Source organism: Enterobacter cloacae complex sp. 6730903 (assembly GCF_048283985.1).
GTDB classification, from domain to species: Bacteria; Pseudomonadota; Gammaproteobacteria; order Enterobacterales; family Enterobacteriaceae; genus Enterobacter; species Enterobacter hormaechei_C.
On sequence record NZ_JBLVXX010000002.1, the window covers coordinates 177221 to 196356 of the forward strand.

Annotated in this window: 19 protein-coding genes; 11 read left to right on the forward strand and 8 right to left on the reverse strand. The window is 55.8% G+C overall.

The window, feature by feature from the left end; genetic code table 11:
• Window positions 1–165: 165 nt before the first annotated feature.
• Window positions 166–1449 carry a putative acyl-CoA thioester hydrolase gene (locus ACNQ0W_RS01780; RefSeq protein ID WP_062932171.1) on the forward strand — a complete coding sequence of 428 codons (1284 nt, stop codon included), beginning with the start codon at window positions 166–168 and terminating at the stop codon, window positions 1447–1449.
• A gap of 103 nt (window positions 1450–1552) precedes the next feature.
• Here ACNQ0W_RS01780 and pgl read toward each other — a convergent pair whose 3' ends face one another.
• Window positions 1553–2548, reverse strand: coding sequence for a 6-phosphogluconolactonase (gene pgl, locus ACNQ0W_RS01785; RefSeq protein ID WP_040117391.1), 996 nt, complete (start codon window positions 2546–2548; stop codon window positions 1553–1555).
• A 119-nt stretch (window positions 2549–2667) separates the two neighbouring features.
• Here pgl and ACNQ0W_RS01790 point away from each other — a divergent pair, with 119 nt between their 5' ends.
• Entirely contained in the window at window positions 2668–3486 is an 819-nt protein-coding gene (locus tag ACNQ0W_RS01790; protein ID WP_062932172.1) for a pyridoxal phosphatase, read from the forward strand.
• Here ACNQ0W_RS01790 and modC read toward each other — a convergent pair whose 3' ends face one another.
• From modC to ACNQ0W_RS01810, 4 genes are all read right to left on the reverse strand, one after another.
• Window positions 3487–4545, reverse strand: a complete 1059-nt coding sequence (gene modC / locus ACNQ0W_RS01795) for a molybdenum ABC transporter ATP-binding protein ModC (RefSeq protein ID WP_023303318.1) — start codon at window positions 4543–4545, stop codon at window positions 3487–3489. It abuts the gene before it with no gap.
• A complete protein-coding gene (gene modB / locus ACNQ0W_RS01800; protein ID WP_015571097.1) occupies window positions 4545–5237 on the reverse strand; it encodes a molybdate ABC transporter permease subunit in 693 nt (230 codons plus the stop codon). The genes modC and modB overlap by 1 nt, the downstream gene beginning before the upstream one ends.
• Window positions 5234–6010 carry a molybdate ABC transporter substrate-binding protein gene (modA, locus tag ACNQ0W_RS01805; protein ID WP_022650631.1) on the reverse strand — a complete coding sequence of 259 codons (777 nt, stop codon included), beginning with the start codon at window positions 6008–6010 and terminating at the stop codon, window positions 5234–5236. Before modA ends, modB begins: the two co-directional genes overlap by 4 nt.
• Window positions 6011–6188: 178 nt before the next feature.
• Complete coding sequence (locus tag ACNQ0W_RS01810; RefSeq protein ID WP_003858549.1) at window positions 6189–6341, reverse strand: AcrZ family multidrug efflux pump-associated protein; 153 nt, start codon at window positions 6339–6341, stop codon at window positions 6189–6191.
• Between the two features lie 127 nt (window positions 6342–6468).
• Here ACNQ0W_RS01810 and modE point away from each other — a divergent pair, with 127 nt between their 5' ends.
• The 7 genes from modE (at window position 6469) to gpmA (ending at window position 14277) form a co-directional block, all read left to right on the forward strand.
• Window positions 6469–7257: a molybdenum-dependent transcriptional regulator gene (gene modE / locus ACNQ0W_RS01815; RefSeq protein ID WP_033486384.1), complete on the forward strand. Its 789-nt coding sequence runs from the start codon at window positions 6469–6471 to the stop codon at window positions 7255–7257.
• A gap of 67 nt (window positions 7258–7324) precedes the next feature.
• On the forward strand, window positions 7325–8797 hold the full coding sequence (gene modF, locus ACNQ0W_RS01820; RefSeq protein ID WP_062932173.1) for a molybdate ABC transporter ATP-binding protein ModF: 1473 nt from the start codon (window positions 7325–7327) through the stop codon (window positions 8795–8797).
• Between the two features lie 201 nt (window positions 8798–8998).
• Window positions 8999–10015: a UDP-glucose 4-epimerase GalE gene (gene galE, locus ACNQ0W_RS01825; RefSeq protein WP_003858554.1), complete on the forward strand. Its 1017-nt coding sequence runs from the start codon at window positions 8999–9001 to the stop codon at window positions 10013–10015.
• 9 nt (window positions 10016–10024) lie between these two features.
• Window positions 10025–11071 carry a galactose-1-phosphate uridylyltransferase gene (gene galT / locus ACNQ0W_RS01830; protein WP_062932174.1) on the forward strand — a complete coding sequence of 349 codons (1047 nt, stop codon included), beginning with the start codon at window positions 10025–10027 and terminating at the stop codon, window positions 11069–11071.
• A gap of 2 nt (window positions 11072–11073) precedes the next feature.
• Window positions 11074–12222, forward strand: a complete 1149-nt coding sequence (galK, locus tag ACNQ0W_RS01835) for a galactokinase (protein WP_062932175.1) — start codon at window positions 11074–11076, stop codon at window positions 12220–12222.
• Window positions 12216–13259, forward strand: coding sequence for a galactose-1-epimerase (gene galM / locus ACNQ0W_RS01840; RefSeq protein WP_062932176.1), 1044 nt, complete (start codon window positions 12216–12218; stop codon window positions 13257–13259). Before galK ends, galM begins: the two co-directional genes overlap by 7 nt.
• 265 nt (window positions 13260–13524) lie before the next feature.
• Window positions 13525–14277, forward strand: coding sequence for a 2,3-diphosphoglycerate-dependent phosphoglycerate mutase (gene gpmA / locus ACNQ0W_RS01845; RefSeq protein WP_047053047.1), 753 nt, complete (start codon window positions 13525–13527; stop codon window positions 14275–14277).
• A gap of 61 nt (window positions 14278–14338) precedes the next feature.
• On the opposite strand, the gene aroG is transcribed toward gpmA, so the two are convergent.
• On the reverse strand, window positions 14339–15391 hold the full coding sequence (gene aroG / locus ACNQ0W_RS01850; protein WP_003858564.1) for a 3-deoxy-7-phosphoheptulonate synthase AroG: 1053 nt from the start codon (window positions 15389–15391) through the stop codon (window positions 14339–14341).
• Window positions 15392–15695: 304 nt separating this feature from the next.
• Here aroG and ACNQ0W_RS01855 point away from each other — a divergent pair, with 304 nt between their 5' ends.
• On the forward strand, window positions 15696–16055 hold the full coding sequence (locus ACNQ0W_RS01855) for a protein YbgS (RefSeq protein WP_062932177.1): 360 nt from the start codon (window positions 15696–15698) through the stop codon (window positions 16053–16055).
• 99 nt (window positions 16056–16154) lie between these two features.
• Complete coding sequence (gene zitB / locus ACNQ0W_RS01860; protein ID WP_047053044.1) at window positions 16155–17093, forward strand: CDF family zinc transporter ZitB; 939 nt, start codon at window positions 16155–16157, stop codon at window positions 17091–17093.
• Here zitB and pnuC read toward each other — a convergent pair.
• Together pnuC and nadA are read right to left on the reverse strand one after the other, a co-directional pair.
• The gene (pnuC, locus tag ACNQ0W_RS01865) at window positions 17090–17809 is read right to left on the reverse strand and encodes a nicotinamide riboside transporter PnuC (RefSeq protein ID WP_062932178.1); all 720 of its coding nucleotides are present in this window, start codon (window positions 17807–17809) and stop codon (window positions 17090–17092) included. The two genes, zitB and pnuC, sit on opposite strands and share 4 nt — an antisense overlap.
• A 22-nt stretch (window positions 17810–17831) precedes the next feature.
• The gene (nadA, locus tag ACNQ0W_RS01870) at window positions 17832–18875 is read right to left on the reverse strand and encodes a quinolinate synthase NadA (protein ID WP_062932179.1); all 1044 of its coding nucleotides are present in this window, start codon (window positions 18873–18875) and stop codon (window positions 17832–17834) included.
• Between the last annotated feature and the right edge of the window lie 261 nt (window positions 18876–19136).

Below are 19136 nucleotides of genomic sequence, written 5' to 3' on the forward strand. Positions count from 1 at the left end.
AACCGCATTGGGGGAAAATGTTATTTATTTGTGATGACTTTCCCGTCGCCTGCGGGCAAAAATGCAACTTTTCCGGTTTTTATCTTCCCGTTTCGCTCAACTTAGTATAAAAAAGCAGGCTATTTCGTCTATCCAGATAAGACTTGCATACCCAGGAGCATTACCTTGAATATTTCCAGGATTTCCCGTCTGGCGTTGGCACTCGCCCTTGGCGTGACTTTATCCGCTTGCAGTTCAACACCACCGGATCAGCAACCTTCTGAGCAGGTTGCTCCGGGCACCGCTTCCCGTCCGATCCTGTCAGCGGCTGAAGCGAAGAACTTCACCCGTGAGCACTATTTCTCGGCGATGGATCCCAATGCAGCCCCGTGGACGCCTTCTTCTATTAACCTGCCTAAACAGCCAGACTTCGTTGTCGGCCCGGCCGGGGCGCAGGGTGTAACTCACACCTCTATTCAGGCAGCCGTTGATGCGGCAATCACCAAACACAGCGCATCTCGTCAGTACATTGCCATCCTGCCGGGTGAATACGAAGGAACCGTTTATGTTCCGGCGGCACCGGGAAGCATTACGCTTTACGGCCTGGGCGAAAAAGCGGTCGATGTAAAAATTGGCCTGGCGATTGATTCAGAGATCGACAGCACCACCTGGCGCCATCTGGTGAACCCGGCCGGTAAATACATGCCAGGTAAACCGGCGTGGTATATGTTTGATAACTGCCAGCGCAAGCGTGCCGCCACCATTGGCGTGATGTGCTCGGCGGTATTCTGGTCACAGAACAACGGCCTGCAATTACAGAACCTGACCATTCAGAACACCCTGGGCGACAGCGTTGACGCAGGTAATCATCAGGCCGTGGCGCTGCGTAGCGATGGCGACAAGGTACAGATTAACAACGTCAATATCCTGGGCCGCCAGAACACCTTCTTCGTGACCAACAGTGGCGTGCAGAATACCCTTCAGAACAACCGTCTGACGCGTACTCTGGTCACCAACAGCTACATTGAAGGCGACGTGGATATGGTCTCCGGCCGCGGCGCGGTGGTGTTTGATAACACCGACTTCCGCGTAGTGAATTCACGTACGCAGCAGGAAGGTTACGTCTTTGCCCCGGCCACGCAGTCTAACCTGTTCTATGGCTTCCTGGCCGTGAATAGCCGCTTTACTGCTGCTGGCGATGGCGTGGCGCAGCTTGGTCGCTCTCTGGACGTGGACTCCGCCACTAACGGCCAGGTCGTGATCCGCGACAGCGTGATTAACGAAGGCTTTAACATGGCGAAACCGTGGGCGGATGCGGCGATCTCGAAACGTCCTTTCTCCGGCAACACCGGCACGATGGATGATAAAGACAACGTGCAGCGTAACCTGAACGACGCTAACTTTAACCGCATGTGGGAATACAACAACCGCGGTCTGGGTAGCAAAGTGGTTGCTGAGCCGAAGCAGTAAAATGCCTGCTGCCGGGTGGCGGATGCGCCTTACCCGGCCTACCTCATGCATTAACCGCGCATAAAAAAACCTCGCATTTGCGAGGTTTTTTTTCGTCTACGGATCAGTGAGCGTTAATCACAACCCACATCGGCCCTTGTCCGACCGCATAGCGTCCTTTCTCTTCCAGTAGACCCTGCACGCCCTGGATTTCATAGAGCGCGATGTGGTGGGATTTCTGCCCCGCCGCAATCAGGTATTTGCCGCTGTGGTCGACATTAAAGCCGCGCGGCTGGGTTTCTGTCGGCTGGAAGCCTTCAACTGCCAGAACGCTGCCGTCTTCAGAGACGCTGAAGACGGTGATCAGACTGGAGGTACGGTCACAGGCATACAGGTGACGGCCATCCGGCGTGATGTGAATGTCTGCCGCCCAGCGTGTGTCGGAGAAATCAGCTGGCATCATATCCAGCGTCTGTACGCACTCGATCTGCCCGTTAGGATCGTTCAGCTCCCACACGTCTACCGAGCTGTTCAGCTCGTTAACGACATAGGCATACTGCTGATTCGGGTGGAAGACCATGTGGCGCGGGCCTGCGCCTTCCACGGTGGTGACTTCCGCCGGGCTCTGCGCGACCAGATGGCCGTCATCGCTCAGGGTGAACAGGCAGATGCGGTCCTGCTTCAGCGCTGGCACCCACAGCGTGCGGTTATCCGGCGAAATGTTGGCGGAGTGGCAACCTTCTAGCCCTTCTACCACGTCGACGGTTTCAACGGGAATACCGTCTTCCAGGCGGGTGACGCTCACGCAGCCTGCATTGTAGGAGCCGCTGAAGATAAAGTTGCCTTTATGGTCAGTGGAAATATGGGTCGGGCTGCCCGGCAGCGGGGCTTCTGCGGTATAGGTCAGCGCGCCGTCATCCGGGGAGATGCGGTATGCCAGCACGCGGAATTCCGGGCGTACGCCGACATAAAGAAAACGTTTATCCGGGCTGACGACCATCGGCTGCACCTGGCCTGGCACATCAACAACCTGAACCAGCGTAAGCGAACCTTCTGTATTCAAACGCCAGACATGGATCTGCTGACTTTCAGGACTGGCGGTATAAACGGTTTGTTTCATGAATACTCCTGATTATTTTTAACGGTGAATGCTGAATTGTAGTCCGGGATTTTGCAGGGTTCCGCTCTCGGTGTACCATCCCGACAGACCTTAAATTCAACATTAACCCGGAAGAAAAAATGACCTCGCGAGTGATTGCCCTGGATTTAGACGGAACACTGCTTACCCCTCAGAAAACCCTGCTCCCCTCTTCTCTTGAGGCCCTCAAACGAGCCCAGGAAGCGGGGTATCAACTTCTCATCGTAACGGGTCGACATCACGTAGCCATTCATCCTTTTTATCAGGCACTGGGCTTAGATACACCTGCAATTTGTTGTAATGGCACCTATATGTATGATTATCAGGCAAAAAAGGTTTTAGCCTCCGATCCGCTTCCCGTTACGCAGGCGCTGCAATTGATTGATTTGCTGGATGAGCACGCCATTCACGGCCTGATGTATGTGGATAACGCCATGGTGTATGAACGCCCTACCGGCCATGTGATCCGCACCAGCAACTGGGCCCTGTCTCTGCCGGAAGCGCAGCGTCCGGTATTCACTCAGGTTTCCTCCCTGCGCCAGGCGGCGGAAGACGTCGAAGCAATCTGGAAATTTGCCCTGACCGATGAAGACACCGCCAAACTGAATACCTTCGCAAAACATGTCGAGCATACGCTGGGTCTGGAATGTGAATGGTCCTGGCACGATCAGGTGGATATCGCCCGCAAAGGCAACAGTAAAGGAAAGCGTCTGACCCAGTTCGTTGAATCGCAGGGCGGATCAATGCAGGACGTGATTGCTTTCGGCGATAACTATAACGACATCAGCATGCTGGAAGCGGCCGGAACGGGCGTGGCGATGGGTAATGCCGATGACGCGGTGAAAGCGCGTGCTGACGTGGTGATTGGCGATAACACCACCGACAGCATCGCGCAGTATATTTATACCCACCTGCTGTAATCAGGCGGTGATGGAGACGCTCTTGATTTGCGCGTAAAGCCACAGGCCAGGCTTGATGCCCAGCTCATCCCTGGCCCACGGGCTGATGCGCGCCCACAGCGTTCTGCTGCCCACTTCCAGCTGCACTTCCACCTGGCCGTTATCATCAAAACACTGCGCTACTTTTGCGCGCAAAATATTGCGGATACTGGTTTGCAGCGGCGGTTGCAGGACCAGAGAGACATCCGACGCCTGAATGCGGATCCGTAACGTGGACTGAATCGGCGTATCGATTTTATTCACCCACAAATGCTGATCGCCCAGCGCCAGCGCAGTCATCGCGTAGTGCGGATGGTGCTCCAGCACGCTCACCTTCAGAATGCTGCTCTGCTGCTCCTTTGGCAGCCATGGATGCATAACGCTGCTGCCCCACACCTCCTCCAGATTGCCGAATGCCTTCACCCTGCCCGCTTCCAGCACCAGCACTTTGTCGGCCAGATGTAAGATCTCATCCAGCGAATGGCTGACGTAGAGCATGGGCACGTTGATTTCCCGCGCCAGACGTTGCAGATACGGCAGCAGCTCGCGCTTGCGCGGAATATCCAGCGAGGCCAGCGGCTCATCCAGCAGCAACAGTTCCGGCGCGGTTAACAGGGCGCGGCCAATCGCCACGCGCTGTTTTTCACCCCCCGACAGCGACGACGGCAGACGATCCAGCAGCGGTTCGATGCCCAGCAGCGCCACCAGCTTATCGAACTGTCCGGCCATGCTTTTTGCCATGCCGTAACGCAGGTTCCCGCGTACGCTGTAGTGCGGAAACAGGCGCGCATCCTGAAACACATAGCCGATACGGCGTTTGTCCGGTGACAGGCAGACCTTCTTCTCCGCGTCATTCAAGACGCGGTTATTTAACACAATACGGCCAGACTGGGGACGCGTCAGGCCGCTAATCGCATTAATCAGCGACGTTTTCCCCGCCCCGGACACGCCAAAAATGGCGGTGATACCGCTGGCAGGCAGCGTTTCGTTCAGCGTCAGGGTGTGGCTGCCCAGGGTTTGCGTAAAGTTGAGTTCCAGCATCACGGTTTCCCCATCCGTTCACGGCTGAGGCGCGCCAGCCACTCAGACACCAGCAGCGAGACCAGAGCGAGCACAATCGAAATAATACACAGCCGGGCCGCCGCACCTTCGCCGCCCGGGGTCTGAATCAGGGTATACATGGCCGACGGGATGGTCCGCGTCTCGCCGGGAATGTTCGACACAAAGGTGATGGTCGCGCCAAACTCACCCAGCGAGCGGGCGAAGGCTAACACCGTACCGACGATAATGCCCGGTAACGTGAGCGGAAGCGTAATGGTCAGGAATACCCGCCAGCGGCCTGCGCCCAGCGTGCGGGCGGCCTGTTCTAACCGAGTATCCACCCCTTCCAGCGCCAGACGGATAGCGCGCACCATCAGCGGGAAGGACATTACCGCCGCGGCCAGAACCGCGCCGCGCCAGCTGAAAGCAAAGGTCAGTCCGAACCAGTCGTACAGCCATTCGCCGATAAAGCCGCGTCGACCCATGGAGATCAGCAGCAGATATCCGACCACCACAGGCGGTAAGACAAGCGGAAGATGGAGAACACTGTCGAGCAGGGCTTTGCCTGGAAACTTCACGCGAACCAGTAACCAGGCAAAGAACACCCCAAAGGGCAAACTCAGCGCAACCGCCAGGGAAGAGACTTTCAGGCTCAGCAGCACGGCCTGCCATTCAGGTTCGGTCAATATCATTCGTGAGTCGTAAATCCGTAACGTTTAAAGATCGCGGACGCTTCTGGCCCCTTCAGGTAGTCAACGAAGGCCGTCACGCTCGCATTTTTATGTCCATCAACTATCGCAACAGGATATTCCACTTTCTTATGCGAGTCTTCCGGGAAGGTGCCCACCACCTTCACCCCTTTACTGGCGACGGCATCGGAGCCGTAAACGATCCCGAGTGGCGCTTCGTTACGCTCCACCAGCGCCAGCGCGCCACGCACATCTTCTGCGGGAGCCAGCTTCGGCGATAAGGTCTCCCACGCGCCCAGTTTTTGTAGCGCTTCTTTCGCATAAATCCCGGCAGGAACATGCTCCGGATCGCCTACCGCCAGACGGCCACCGTTGAGCAGACGGGTCCAGTCCGTCTGTTTGTTGATGGCGATGTCGCCCTGCTTGCTGTTTGCGGGCGCGACCACCACCAGGCTATTTCCCAGCAGCGTTTCGCGGGTAGCCGTATCAACAGATTTTTTCTCCACCGCGTAATCCATCCATTTCTGATCGGCAGAGATGAACAGATCCGCGGGCGCCCCCGCTTCAATCTGGCGGGCCAGCGTGGACGAGGAGGCAAACGACGAGACCACCTCGACGTTTTTCTCTTTTTTGTATACCGCAGCAATATCCTGCATCGCGTTAGTCAGCGACGCCGCCGCAAAGACCGTGATTTTGCCTTCATCCGCCAGCGCGTGGCCGGTGAGTGAGAGAGTCAGCGTGGCCCCTGCGAAAAGGCGTACCCATGAACGTGCCATTTGAAGCTCCTGTGCGTATCGTTATATACAAATAAATATAACGACATATCGCATGCGTTCCTAGCGCTAAATCGTACCCATTAATGCGTAAACTCAAGGAACGTTGTAAAAGATATCGGCGGGAGAGGAATAAACTTGAGAGCAAAACGCCCGGGCTGGCCGGGCGTTTTGGAGGAAATCATTGCTGCTTTTTAGGCTGGTCACGACGATGACCAATGTTCGAAAAGACGTTGAACACTTCACCCAGGCCGTAGATGGCACCGAGGATGATAGCCATCACTACTGGCACCATGATTACCGCGAATACCAGACTTTTCAACAACTCTAACATGGTTTTCTCCAGATCTTGTGAACGGCTTATTCTACCCTGAAAAGTAAGAAAAACATCCCCTTTTGTGCGGTGCGCTTTCCGCCCCCGGGCATTTGGGTCACAATAGCCTTTTTGCCGGGACACTGATATGCAGGCTGAAATTCTCCTCACCCTACGACTTCAGCAGAAGCTTTTCGCCGATCCGCGACGCATCGCCCTGTTAAAACAAATAGAACAAACTGGCTCGATTAGCCAGGGTGCCAAAAACGCTGGCATCAGCTATAAAAGCGCCTGGGATGCGATTAACGACATGAACACCCTGAGCGAACATACGCTGGTTGAGCGCGCCACCGGCGGGAAAGGCGGCGGCGGCGCCGTGTTGACGCGTTACGGGCAACGTCTGATCCAGCTCTACGATTTACTGGCGCAGATCCAGCAAAAAGCATTTGATGTGCTGAGCGATGACGACAACCTGCCGCTGGACAGCCTGCTGGGCGCCATCTCCCGTTTCTCTTTGCAGACCAGCGCCCGCAACCAGTGGTTTGGTACGGTGACGGGGCGCGATCATTCGCAGGTGCAGGAGCATATTGAGATCCTGCTCGCGGACGGTACGACGCGCCTGAAAGCCGCCATCACCGCGCAAAGTGGTCAACGCCTTGGGCTGAACGAAGGTCAGGAGGTGCTGGTATTACTCAAAGCGCCCTGGATCAGCATCGCACTCAACCCTGAGCAGGCCGCAGAGGCCGACAACCAGCTACGCGGGCGTATCAGCCACATCGAGCGCGGCGCAGAACAGTGTGAAGTGCTGATGACCCTGCCGGATGGACAGTCGCTCTGCGCCACCGTTCCGGTGAACGACGCGACAGAATTAGACGAAGGTGCTGTGGTGACCGCATATTTCAATGCAGACCGGGTAATTATCGCCACATTGTGCTAAGCGCATTGACAACCCCGCTAACACTGAGTATCCCTGACATCTGTTGCTGCAAAAAATGGGATAACACATGTCATCATTGCATATTTCGCAAGGCACGTTTCGTCTTAGCGATACCCGTACCTTATCGCTGCCAGAGTTAACCCTTCGCGCCGGAGAAAGCTGGGCGTTTGTGGGCACGAATGGCAGCGGAAAATCCGCGCTGGCCCGCGCTCTGGCAGGCGAATTAACCCAACTGAAGGGTGAACGTCGGTGCACCTTTACCCGGCTGACGCGCCTTTCCTTCGAACAGCTGCAAAAGCTGGTCAGCGATGAGTGGCAGCGTAACAATACCGATTTGCTCAGCCCCGGCGAAGAAGATACCGGCCGCACGACGGCGGAAATTATCCAGGATGAGATAAAAGATCCTGCCCGCTGTCAGCAGCTGGCGGAGCAATTTGGCATTACCGCCCTGCTTAACCGCCGCTTTAAATACCTTTCTACCGGCGAGACGCGCAAAACGCTGCTGTGTCAGGCGCTGATGAGCGAGCCGGAACTCCTGATCCTGGATGAACCGTTTGACGGACTGGATGTGCAGTCCCGCGCGCAGCTGGCCGCGTTGCTGGCGTCGCTTAACCAGCAGGGATACACGCTTGTGCTGGTTCTTAACCGTTTTGATGAGATCCCGGATTTCGTACATTATGCGGGCGTGCTGGCGGACTGTAGCCTGACCGAAACCGGCGAGAAAGCCGTACTGCTTCGGCAGGCGCTGATTGCGCAGCTGGCGCACAGCGAGAAACTGGACGGTATTACCCTGCCGGAGCCGGATGCGCCTTCGGCACGCCACGGGCTGGATCCTGACCAGCCGCGCATTGTGCTGCGCGATGGGGTGGTTGCTTACGACGATCGCCCTATTCTTAATCACCTCAGCTGGACGGTTAATCCTGGTGAGCACTGGCAGATCGTCGGCCCCAACGGGGCGGGTAAATCCACGCTGCTGAGCCTTATCACCGGGGATCACCCGCAGGGATACAGCAACGATCTCACCCTGTTCGGCCGTCTCCGCGGCAGCGGGGAAACCATCTGGGATATCAAAAAGCACATCGGCTATGTCAGCAGCAGCCTGCATCTGGACTACCGGGTGAGCACCACGGTGCGAAACGTGATCCTCTCTGGCTTCTTCGACTCCATTGGTATTTATCAGGCGGTATCTGACAAGCAGCACAAGCTGGCGCAGCAGTGGCTGGATATTCTGGGTATGGACAACCGGGTCGCCGATGCGCCATTCCACAGCCTGTCGTGGGGACAGCAGCGGCTGGCATTGATCGTCCGCGCGCTGGTCAAGCACCCTACGCTGCTGATTCTGGATGAACCGTTGCAGGGGCTGGATCCGCTCAACCGTCAGCTGATCCGCCGCTTTGTGGATGTCCTGATTAGCGAAGGTGAAACCCAGCTACTGTTTGTGTCCCACCATGCTGAGGATGCCCCCTCCTGCATCACCCATCGGCTGGAATTTGTGCCTGACGGCGAGCAGTACCGCTACCTGCTGAGCAAAATCGATTAACGCGTGGAGGGCGCTGCCCTCCGCTTTTCAGACAACCTGCAACAATACATCTCTATCTCTTTGATCTACAATGCACTCAGTCTGTGAAAAAGCGGGTGTGAAAACCAGTGTAAACGATACCACTATTTTATCCCATGTCACACTTTTCGCGTCTCTGATATGCTATGGTTAATTCATACCATAAGCCTAATGGAGCGAAATATGCGAGTTCTGGTAACAGGTGGTAGCGGTTACATAGGAAGTCATACCTGTGTGCAACTGCTGCAAAGCGGCCACGATGTCGTCATTCTTGATAACCTGTGCAACAGTAAGCGCAGCGTGCTGCCGGTCATTGAACGTCTTTCGGGTAAACAGCCGACTTTCGTGGAAGGCGACATCCGCAATGAAGCGTTGATGACTGAAATCCTTCACGATCACGCGATTGAAACCGTTATCCACTTCGCTGGCCTGAAAGCGGTTGGCGAATCGGTGGCAAAACCGCTTGAGTACTATGACAACAACGTCAACGGTACCCTGCGTCTGATCTCCGCCATGCGTGCGGCCAACGTTAAGAACTTTATCTTCAGCTCCTCCGCGACCGTCTACGGCGATCAGCCAAAAATTCCTTACGTTGAAAGCTTCCCGACCGGTACGCCGCAAAGCCCGTATGGCAAAAGCAAGCTGATGGTAGAGCAGATCCTGACCGACCTGCAAAAAGCCCAGCCTGAGTGGAGCATCGCCTTGCTGCGCTACTTCAACCCGGTTGGCGCGCATCCGTCAGGTGATATGGGCGAAGATCCGCAGGGCATTCCTAATAACCTGATGCCGTATATCGCGCAGGTTGCCGTAGGGCGCCGCGATTCCCTGGCGATTTTTGGTAACGATTATCCCACCGAAGATGGCACCGGCGTGCGCGATTACATTCACGTCATGGATCTGGCCGACGGCCACGTGGCGGCGATGCAGCAGCTGGCGGATAAACCGGGCGTGCATATTTACAACCTCGGCGCCGGGATCGGCAGCAGCGTGCTGGACGTGGTGAATGCCTTCAGTAAAGCCTGCGGCAAGCCGGTGAAGTATCACTTCGCTCCCCGCCGTGATGGCGACCTCCCGGCTTACTGGGCCGATGCCACCAAAGCGGATAAAGAGCTTAACTGGCGTGTCACCCGCACGCTTGATGAAATGGCACAGGATACCTGGCACTGGCAGTCACGCCATCCGCAGGGTTATCCGGATTAAGGATTTGTCATGACGCAATTCAATCCCGTCGATCACCCGCATCGTCGTTTTAACCCGCTCAGCGGGCAATGGATTTTAGTTTCACCGCATCGCGCCAAGCGCCCCTGGCAGGGGGCGCAAGAGACGCCTGCCAAACAGACGCTGCCGCAGCATGATCCGGACTGTTTCCTCTGCCCGGGCAATACGCGCGTGACGGGCGATAAAAACCCGGACTACCAAGGCACCTTCGTGTTTACTAATGACTTTGCCGCGCTGATGACCGATACGCCAGACGCGCCGGAAAGCCATGACCCGCTGATGCGCTGCGAAAGCGCCCGCGGCACCAGCCGCGTGATCTGCTTCTCGCCCGATCACAGCAAAACGCTGCCGGAGCTGAGCGTGGAGGCCCTGAAAGAGGTGGTCACCACCTGGCAGGCGCAAACCGCAGAACTGGGGCAGAGCTATCCGTGGGTGCAGGTGTTCGAAAACAAAGGCGCGGCGATGGGCTGCTCCAACCCGCATCCACACGGTCAGATCTGGGCGAACAGCTTCCTGCCGAATGAAGCCGAGCGTGAGGACCGACTGCAAAAAGCGTATTTCGCCCAGAACGGTTCGCCGATGCTGGTGGATTACACCCAGCGTGAGCTGGCGGATGGCAGCCGTACCGTGGTGGAAACCGAGCACTGGCTTGCGGTAGTCCCTTACTGGGCGGCGTGGCCGTTTGAGACGCTGCTGCTGCCGAAGGCCCATGTTCAGCGCATTACCGAACTCAGCGACGCCCAGCGTGACGACCTTGCTCTGGCGCTGAAAAAACTGACCAGCCGCTACGACAACCTCTTCCAGTGCTCCTTCCCCTACTCCATGGGCTGGCACGGCGCGCCGTTTAACGGCGAAGAGAATCAACACTGGCAGTTACATGCACACTTCTACCCGCCGCTGCTGCGTTCTGCGACGGTACGTAAATTTATGGTGGGCTATGAAATGCTGGCGGAAACCCAGCGCGACCTGACGGCGGAACAGGCGGCAGAACGTCTGCGTGCCGTTAGCGACGTCCATTACCGCGAATCAGGAGTCTAAAAATGAGTCTGAAAGATAAAACACAATCCCTGTTTGCTGAAAAATTTGGCTACCCTGCCACCCATGTTATCCAGGCGCCAGGCCGTGTTAATCTGATCGGCGAGCACACCGACTATAACGACGGTTTTGTACTGCCGTGTGCCATCGACTACCAGACGGTGATCAGCTGCGCGAAACGCGACGATCGTCAGGTGCGAGTGATCGCCGCGGATTACGGCAACGAAATTGACGAATTTTCCCTCGATGCGCCGATCGTGACCCACGACAGCCAGCAGTGGTCGAACTATGTTCGCGGCGTGGTGAAGCACCTGCAAAAGCGTAACAAGAATTTCGGCGGGGCCGATCTGGTGATCAGCGGCAACGTGCCGCAGGGGGCGGGATTAAGCTCTTCCGCATCGCTGGAAGTGGCGGTCGGCACCGTGTTCCAGCAGCTTTATCATCTGCCGCTGGACGGGGCGCAGATCGCCCTCAACGGTCAGGAAGCGGAAAACCAGTTCGTGGGCTGCAACTGCGGCATTATGGATCAGCTGATTTCCGCGCTGGGCAAGAAAGAACACGCTTTGCTGATTGACTGCCGCTCCCTCGGGACCAAAGCGGTTCCGCTGCCTGAAGGTGCGGCTGTGGTGATCATCAACAGCAACTTCAAACGCACCCTGGTGGGCAGCGAGTACAACACCCGACGCGAACAGTGCGAAACCGGCGCGCGCTTCTTCCAGCAGCCAGCCCTGCGTGATGTCTCACTTGATGAATTTAACAAGGTCGCCCACGAGCTGGACCCGGTTGTCACGAAGCGCGTGCGTCATATACTGACGGAAAATGCCCGTACCGTAGAAGCCGCCTCCGCGCTGGCGAAAGGTGACCTGAAACGGATGGGCGAGCTGATGGCCGAATCGCATGCCTCCATGCGTGACGATTTCGAAATCACCGTGCCGCAAATCGACACCCTGGTTGAAATTGTGAAAGCCACGATTGGCGACAAAGGCGGCGTGCGTATGACCGGCGGCGGATTCGGCGGGTGCGTCGTCGCCCTGGTGCCGGAAGAGCTGGTCCCTGCCATTCAGGACGCGGTGGCTAAACAGTACGAAGCCAAAACGGGCATCAAAGAAACTTTCTATGTCTGCAAAGCATCACAAGGAGCCGGACAGTGCTAAACGAAACACCAACACTCGCACCGGATGGTCTGCCGTATCGCCTGTTAACCCTGCGCAACAGCGCCGGGATGGTGGTTACGCTGATGGACTGGGGCGCAACGTTACTTTCTGCCCGCGTACCGATGCCTGACGGCAGCGTGCGCGAAACCCTGCTCGGCTGCGCATCGCCGGAGCAGTATATCGAGCAGACCGCTTTTCTGGGCGCATCCATAGGCCGCTACGCTAACCGCATCGCCAGAAGCCGGTTTACGCTGGACGGCGTAGAATATTCCCTGCTTGCCAGCCAGGGCGAAAATCAGCTGCACGGCGGCCCGGAAGGGTTTGATAAACGTCGCTGGAAGATTGTGCAGCAAAATGACGGTGAGGTCTGGTTCTCTCTGGACTCCCTCGATGGAGACCAGGGCTTCCCGGGCAATCTCACTGCAACCGCGCGCTTCACCCTGACCGAAGATAATCGCATCGCCATTGAGTACCGCGCGACCGTCGATAAGCCGTGCCCGGTCAATCTGACTAACCACGCCTATTTCAACCTTGACGGTAATCAGACCGATGTCCGCAGCCACAAACTCCAGATCCTGGCGGATGAGTATCTGCCGGTCGATGAGATGGGTATCCCTTATCAGGGGCTGAAACCGGTAAGCGGAAATAGCTTTGATTTCCGTCAGCCGAAAACCATTGCTCAGGATTTCCTGAGTGATGACGATCAGCGCAAGGTGAAAGGCTACGACCATGCTTTCCTGTTGCAGGCGAAAGGCGATCTTTCTCAACCTGCCGCACAGGTCTGGTCTGCTGATGAGAAGTTACAGATGACGGTCTACACCACCGCCCCCGCCCTACAGTTCTACTCCGGTAACTATCTGGAGGGTACAACGGCGCGTGAACATGACGCCTACGGCGCCTGGCAAGGACTGGCGCTGGAGAGCGAGTTCCTGCCGGACACGCCTAACCATCCTGAATGGCCGCAGCCGGACTGTGTGCTTCGTCCGGGTGAAGAGTACGTAAGCGTCACCGAGTATCATTTCATTCCGCGCGCTTAATGTCCGGCGGCGCACGGGCCTGCGAATGTAGGCCTGATAAGCGAAGCGCCATCCGGCAAAAAAGCCTGGCCCTCACCGCGAGGGCTTTTTTATCTCCGCCTTGCTGAAAATAGCGGCGATCGCAGACAAAATCATAACCCTGGATTCACATGCATCTTACACTCTCGAACTATTTTCGCTATGGTTAGGGTTAAGCGTTGCTGCTGGCACAGTCACGGCAATATAATGAGAATTGTTATCATTCAAAATGCTTGAGGAGTAAGAAATGGCTAATACTAAGCTTGTCCTGGTGCGCCACGGCGAAAGCCAGTGGAACAACGAAAACCGCTTCACCGGTTGGTATGACGTTGATCTGTCCGAGAAAGGCGTGAGCGAAGCAAAAGCGGCAGGTAAACTGCTGAAAGATGAAGGCTTCACCTTTGACTTTGCTTACACCTCTGTGCTGAAACGTGCCATCCATACCCTGTGGAACATTCTGGACGAGCTGGATCAGGCCTGGCTGCCGGTTGAGAAATCCTGGAAACTGAACGAGCGTCACTACGGTGCGCTGCAAGGTCTGAACAAAGCGGAAACCGCAGAAAAATACGGTGACGAGCAGGTTAAGCAGTGGCGTCGTGGTTTTGCGGTCACGCCTCCAGAGCTGAGCAAAGATGACGAGCGCTACCCGGGCCACGATCCGCGTTACGCGAAGCTGACTGAGGCTGAACTGCCGCAGACCGAAAGCCTGGCGCTGACCATCGACCGCGTTGTGCCTTACTGGAACGAAACCATTCTGCCACGCCTGAAAAGCGGCGAGCGCGTCATTATCGCTGCTCACGGTAACTCCCTGCGTGCGCTGGTGAAATACCTGGACAACATGGGTGAAGATGAAATCCTCGAGCTGAACATCCCTACCGGCGTGCCGCTGGTGTACGAGTTCGACGAAAACTTCAAGCCAGTTAAACATTACTACCTGGGTAACGCCGACGAAATCGCTGCAAAAGCGGCGGCCGTGGCGAACCAGGGTAAAGCGAAGTAATATTCGCCGGACATAAAAAAAGCGTGGAGCAATCCACGCTTTTTTATTGCCCGCGACAAACTTAGCCGCGACGCGCTTTTACCGCATCCGCCAGCTGACGCAGGATCGCATCGGTATCGTCCCAGCCAATGCAGGCATCCGTCACGCTTTTACCGTAGACCAGCGGCTCGCTGCCCTCCAGATTCTGGTTGCCTTCCACCAGATGGCTCTCAATCATCACCCCAATCACTGCACGTTCACCGCTGGCGATTTGCTGACACACATCTGCGCCGACTTCCATCTGCTTTTTAAACTGTTTGCTGGAGTTGGCATGGCTGAAATCGATCATCACCTGCGGTGCCAGACCCGCTTTCTCCAGCCCTGCTTTTACCTCCGCTACGTGTTTAGCACTGTAGTTAGGCTCTTTACCGCCGCGCAGTATGATATGGCAATCGCCATTACCGCTGGTATTCACGATAGCCGAGTGGCCCCACTTGGTCACCGACAGGAAGCAGTGCGGCGCGCCCGCCGCATTGATGGCGTCAATGGCTACCTTAATGGTGCCATCAGTGCCATTTTTGAAACCCACCGGGCATGACAGGCCAGATGCCAGTTCACGGTGAACCTGAGATTCAGTCGTACGCGCGCCAATAGCGCCCCAGCTCATCAGGTCAGCCAGATACTGCGGGGTGATCATATCGAGGAATTCACCGGCAGCAGGCAGCCCGCTGTCGTTGATCTCCAGCAGCAGCTTACGCGCAATGCGCAGGCCGTCGTTGATCTGGAAACTGTTGTCCATATGCGGATCGTTGATCAACCCTTTCCAGCCCACGGTGGTACGCGGTTTTTCGAAATAAACGCGCATCACGATTTCCAGTTCGCCTTTCAGCTCTTCACGCAGGGCGAGCAGGCGCGACGCATACTCTTTGGCCGCAGCAGGATCGTGAATGGAGCACGGCCCAATGACTACCAGAAGACGATCGTCGCTACCTTTCAGGATCTTGTGGATCGCCTTGCGGGCATGAGACACCGTGTTGGCGGCATTTTCGGTGGCGGGGAATTTTTCAAGGAGCGCTACGGGAGGTAATAACTCATTGATCTCTTTAATGCGTAAATCGTCGTTCTGATAATTCATCTTCTTTCCGGCTCTGCCATATCTTTAGTAATGAAAGCAATCCTTTCAATCTAACTTGTCGGCCACGAAGTGTAAACGGGCTTTTACACTTCGCGCAGATAATTCCTGGAATTCGCCTAAAATACGCAACAAAATAGCGAAAAATGAGATCTGGCCTAAGCTTTTTACTTGTAACGACTGTTTTTAAATATTTATACGCGATTCCATCCTGACATAAATCAGGAAACCGGGATCTTTCGCCACTGAACAAGATGCACTGTTGGAGAATGTTATCCAGCGTAACGATAAGAACAGGAGCACCATGATGAAAATGACGAAACTGACTACGCTTTTCCTGACGGCAACCCTTACCCTGGCAAGCGGTAGCGTACTGGCTGCTGATGCAGGCTCATCCGGCAGCAACGGCGACGCGAATGCCGCTGCCGAGGCGGGCCAGGTTGCGCCGGATGCAAAACAGAATATTGCGCCAAACAATGTTGATAACAGTAATATCAACACGGGCAATACCAATACCGGCGGGACGAGCACAGGCACGATGAACCATGACGGTATGAGCACCGACGAGGTGCACAAAAACTCAGTGTGTAAAGACGGAAAATGCCCAGACCCGAATGACAAAGTGGGCAGCGATGCCAATACCAAAACGGACGGTACTACCCAGTAACCTTCCGTAAGGTAAAACAGGGAGAGCGAATGCTCTCCTTTTTTATTTAAGCTCTTAAAAACGCTACACTAAAAATAATAATAAATCAGGAACGATACCATGGCGCACTCCCACTCCCATTCCCACTCCACTGGCGATGAAAATGCCAAACGGCTTTTGCTGGCTTTTGGCGTCACTGCCACCTTTATGATAATTGAGGTAACAGGCGGGCTGATATCCGGATCGCTGGCGCTGCTGGCCGATGCCGGGCATATGCTGACCGACGCTGCCGCGCTCCTGTTTGCTCTGCTGGCCGTGCAGTTTGCCCGTCGCCCTCCCAATGCCCGCCACACCTTTGGCTGGCTCAGACTGACCACGCTTGCCGCCTTTGTGAATGCGATTGCACTGGTTGTCATTACCATTCTTATCGTCTGGGAGGCATTTCAGCGCTTTCGTCATCCCCAACCGGTAGCCGGGACGACAATGATGGTTATCGCCATTGCCGGGTTGGTCGCCAATATTCTGGCGTTCTGGATATTGCACCGCGGCAGCAGTGAAAAAAATCTGAACGTACGGGCCGCGGCGCTTCATGTACTGGGCGATCTGCTGGGTTCCGTAGGGGCCATCGTAGCCGCGCTGATCATTATGGGCACGGGCTGGACCCCCATCGACCCGATTCTTTCCGTGCTGGTATCGTGCCTTGTATTACGCAGTGCTTGGCGGCTGTTGAAAGAGAGCGTCAATGAGCTGCTGGAAGGCGCTCCCACGTCGCTGGATATTGGCGAGCTAAAACGCAATCTGTGTCGTTCCATTCCTGAAGTCCGTAACGTTCACCACGTTCACGTCTGGCTGGTGGGTGAGAAACCGCTTATGACGCTGCACGTTCAGGTTATTCCGCCCCACGATCACGATGCGTTGCTTGAACGTATTCGGCACTTCCTTGAGCATCACTACGAAATTGCGCACGCCACCATTCAGATGGAGTATCAGCCCTGTAACGGGCCAGACTGTCACCTGAACGAGGCGCAGTCCGGCCACTCACACGTCCATCACCATTAACGGGAAAGCGCGCGAGAGCCACGCTCACGCGCGCTGTTAATCCACATGCGGCTACCGTTCAGGGCAATGACGGTCAGCAGCATATACTCCAGCGACATGGCATAAACACCCTGACGGGCAAAAATCACCACGCTAATGACGTTGATGACCACCCACAGCAGCCAGTTCTCAACGTATTTACGGGTCATCAGGATCATTGCGGCAATCGACAACACCATCATGCACGAATCCCAGAACGGGAAGGCATCCGGCTGAAGCACAGGCATCGTCACGTTTAATCCCAGACCCGACATGACCGAGACCGCCACGCGCGTCAGGAAGGCAAATACCGGATCAATAAAGACGGTCATAAAGCCGATAGCCACCACGCAGGCCGCGAACCAGGCGATGGCTTTTGGCAACGGCAGCCAGCGGATTTGCAGTTCCGCCTCCTGCTGACTGTTTTGCCGAGACCAGGCGTACCAGCCATAGATATTGGCTGCGAAGAAGAACAGCTGTAGAAGCAGGCTGGCGTAGAGCTGGATCTGGAAAAAGATGATCGCAAACAGCGTGACGTTTATCAGCCCGAACGCATAGTTGCTGATCTTCTCAAGGCTGGCCAGCCAGATACAGAGTAAACCGGCCAGCGTACCGACCGCTTCAATCCACGACAGGTCATAGCCGCCCGCACCAATCGGAATATGAACCAGGATGTTCTGTGTGCTAAAAAAATCCATTTTTTCTCCGGGGCGTAATGAGTTAAGTACGTAGTGTAGCCGCAAAATCCAGCATACGGTTAAGTGGAATTAACGCGCCTTCACGCAGAGCGGCATCCACGTGGATCTCATGCGCTTCGCCACCGTTCTCCAGCCCCTCCGCAAGCGCTTTGAGCCCATTCATCGCCATCCACGGACAATGCGCGCAGCTTCGGCAGGTCGCCCCTTCTCCGGCGGTCGGCGCTTCGAGCAACGTTTTTTCCGGCACGGCCTGCTGCATCTTATAGAAGATACCGCGATCGGTCGCCACAATGAGCTGCTTGTGCGGGAGGGTTTTCGCAGCATGAATAAGCTGGCTGGTTGACCCGACGGCATCCGCCATGTCGACGATGGACTGCGGGGATTCCGGGTGCACCAGAATCGCGGCGTCCGGGTATAACCCTCTCATGCGCGTCAGGGCCTGGGTCTTAAACTCGTCGTGAACGATACAGGCACCCTGCCAGCACAGTACATCCGCACCGGTCTGTTTTTGTACGTAGTTTCCCAGGTGACGATCGGGCGCCCAGATGATTTTCTCCCCCAGGCTGTCCAGATGCTCAATCAGCTCAACGGCGATACTGGACGTCACTACCCAGTCTGCCCGGGCTTTCACCGCCGCAGACGTGTTGGCATAGACCACCACGGTACGATCAGGGTGGGCATCACAGAAGGCGGTGAACTCATCAATCGGGCAACCGAGGTCAAGGGAGCATTCGGCATTCAGCGTCGGCATCAGTATGGTTTTTTCCGGGCTGAGAATTTTTGCCGTTTCGCCCATGAAGCGCACACCTGCAACCAGCAGCGTGGAGGCAGGATGTTTAGCACCGAAACGCGCCATTTCCAGGGAGTCTGAAATACAGCCGCCCGTCTCTTCCGCCAGCTGCTGAATTTCCGGGTCGGTGTAGTAATGCGCCACCATCACCGCATCACGCTCTTTAAGCAGGCGCTTGATTTTCTCACGATAGAACTGTTTTTCATCCCGGCTTAGCGGAGCGGGCTTCGGCGGGAAGGGATAGATTGCGGTTTCGGGATCAAACATCACACTCATTATGGCTTCTCGTTTTACTGGCTTAACAATATTGCCTTTGTTTTGCATGAGATAACAAAAATGAGGCAATGGTGTTTTATATACTAAACAAGATAGCGAATTTGAGGGGGAATGTCATCGGGATTTGATACCGGTAGCATTTGTCGGGTGGCGGCTTCGCCTTACCCGACCTACAAGGCCCTGACGAACGACAGATAGCAAAAAGGCGCCTTTAGGGCGCCTTTCAACACTGGTGGGTCGTGCAGGATGACTCGGCTTCGC

What these genes read in the sequence shown, in the direction of transcription:
- pgl (WP_040117391.1), bottom strand. Translation starts at nt 2,548, where the DNA reads ATGAAACAAACCGTTTATACCGCCAGTCCTGAAAGTCAGCAGATCCAT.
- ACNQ0W_RS01790 (WP_062932172.1), top strand. Translation starts at nt 2,668, where the DNA reads ATGACCTCGCGAGTGATTGCCCTGGATTTAGACGGAACACTGCTTACC.
- modC (WP_023303318.1), bottom strand. Translation starts at nt 4,545, where the DNA reads ATGCTGGAACTCAACTTTACGCAAACCCTGGGCAGCCACACCCTGACG.
- modB (WP_015571097.1), bottom strand. Translation starts at nt 5,237, where the DNA reads ATGATATTGACCGAACCTGAATGGCAGGCCGTGCTGCTGAGCCTGAAA.
- modA (WP_022650631.1), bottom strand. Translation starts at nt 6,010, where the DNA reads ATGGCACGTTCATGGGTACGCCTTTTCGCAGGGGCCACGCTGACTCTC.
- ACNQ0W_RS01810 (WP_003858549.1), bottom strand. Translation starts at nt 6,341, where the DNA reads ATGTTAGAGTTGTTGAAAAGTCTGGTATTCGCGGTAATCATGGTGCCA.
- modE (WP_033486384.1), top strand. Translation starts at nt 6,469, where the DNA reads ATGCAGGCTGAAATTCTCCTCACCCTACGACTTCAGCAGAAGCTTTTC.
- modF (WP_062932173.1), top strand. Translation starts at nt 7,325, where the DNA reads ATGTCATCATTGCATATTTCGCAAGGCACGTTTCGTCTTAGCGATACC.
- galE (WP_003858554.1), top strand. Translation starts at nt 8,999, where the DNA reads ATGCGAGTTCTGGTAACAGGTGGTAGCGGTTACATAGGAAGTCATACC.
- galT (WP_062932174.1), top strand. Translation starts at nt 10,025, where the DNA reads ATGACGCAATTCAATCCCGTCGATCACCCGCATCGTCGTTTTAACCCG.
- galK (WP_062932175.1), top strand. Translation starts at nt 11,074, where the DNA reads ATGAGTCTGAAAGATAAAACACAATCCCTGTTTGCTGAAAAATTTGGC.
- gpmA (WP_047053047.1), top strand. Translation starts at nt 13,525, where the DNA reads ATGGCTAATACTAAGCTTGTCCTGGTGCGCCACGGCGAAAGCCAGTGG.
- aroG (WP_003858564.1), bottom strand. Translation starts at nt 15,391, where the DNA reads ATGAATTATCAGAACGACGATTTACGCATTAAAGAGATCAATGAGTTA.
- ACNQ0W_RS01855 (WP_062932177.1), top strand. Translation starts at nt 15,696, where the DNA reads ATGAAAATGACGAAACTGACTACGCTTTTCCTGACGGCAACCCTTACC.
- zitB (WP_047053044.1), top strand. Translation starts at nt 16,155, where the DNA reads ATGGCGCACTCCCACTCCCATTCCCACTCCACTGGCGATGAAAATGCC.
- pnuC (WP_062932178.1), bottom strand. Translation starts at nt 17,809, where the DNA reads ATGGATTTTTTTAGCACACAGAACATCCTGGTTCATATTCCGATTGGT.
- nadA (WP_062932179.1), bottom strand. Translation starts at nt 18,875, where the DNA reads ATGAGTGTGATGTTTGATCCCGAAACCGCAATCTATCCCTTCCCGCCG.